The sequence below is a fragment of the Paenibacillus sp. sgz302115 genome (assembly GCF_056120445.1).
In genome coordinates, this window is record NZ_JBVYOK010000056.1 from 1 (window position 1) to 951 (window position 951).

General features: G+C 50.9%; 2 tRNA genes and 3 rRNA genes. All 5 read right to left on the reverse strand.

The annotated features are described in order from the left end of the window. Positions 1-132, reverse strand: a 23S ribosomal RNA gene (locus AC0LWN_RS32590); the annotation flags it as partial. A 234-nt stretch (positions 133-366) separates the two neighbouring features. Continuing rightward, positions 367-442: transfer RNA gene (locus AC0LWN_RS32595), tRNA-Ala, on the reverse strand. A gap of 21 nt (positions 443-463) precedes the next feature. Further along, a tRNA-Ile gene (locus tag AC0LWN_RS32600) sits at positions 464-540 on the reverse strand. Between the two features lie 46 nt (positions 541-586). Then, positions 587-703: ribosomal RNA gene (gene rrf, locus AC0LWN_RS32605) — 5S ribosomal RNA — on the reverse strand. 122 nt (positions 704-825) lie between these two features. After that, a 16S ribosomal RNA gene (locus AC0LWN_RS32610) occupies positions 826-951 on the reverse strand; the annotation flags it as partial.

The window sequence follows — 951 nt, forward strand, 5'->3', positions numbered from 1 at the left end:
CTGGGTTTCCCCATTCGGACACCCCCGGATCAAAGCTTGCTTACAGCTCCCCGAGGCAGTTTCGTTGTTCGCCACGTCCTTCGTCGGCTCCTGGCGCCTAGGCATCCTCCGTGTGCTCTTATTAGCTTAACCAATCGCTCCGGTATTTGGCTTATTCACTCATCTTGTTTTAAACAGCGCTTCCGGATGACTCCGTCCGCCATTCTGTTTAAAGCCAAAAGTCGCTCACAATCCAAAACCATCGCTCAGTATCACTAAAACATAAACTTGCTTACACAAGTTCAGCTTAAAGGAATGTTCTAAAACGCAATTTCGTTTCGGTATCCAGTTTTCAAGGATCAAGGTCTTGCTCTTGATGAAGTTTGTTGGTGGAGCCAAGCGGGATCGAACCGCTGACCTCCTGCTTGCAAGGCAGGCGCTCTCCCAGCTGAGCTATGGCCCCAAAATGAAATTCCATGTTATATGGTGGGCCTTGGTGGACTCGAACCACCGACCTCACCCTTATCAGAGGTGCGCTCTAACCAACTGAGCTAAAAGCCCATATAACATATATAACATTGTGAATCAACCAATGAATTGGTTGTCCGCTTGGCAGCGTCCTACTCTCCCAGGACCCTTCGGTCCAAGTACCATCGGCGCTGGAGGACTTAACGGTCGTGTTCGGGATGGGTACGTGTGGAACCCCTCCGCTATCGCCACCAAACGTATCTGAAAGAGGCTTGCTCCTTCAAAACTGAACACGAGTGAGTGTTCGAACCCGAAGGTTCTATAGAAGCTTAAGCTTCCGATTTGAATGTCACCGTTGCAGGTGACGATTCTCCATAGAAAGGAGGTGATCCAGCCGCACCTTCCGATACGGCTACCTTGTTACGACTTCACCCCAATCATCTACCCCACCTTCGGCGGCTGGCCCCCTTGCGGGTTACCCCACCGACTTCGGGTGTTGTAAAC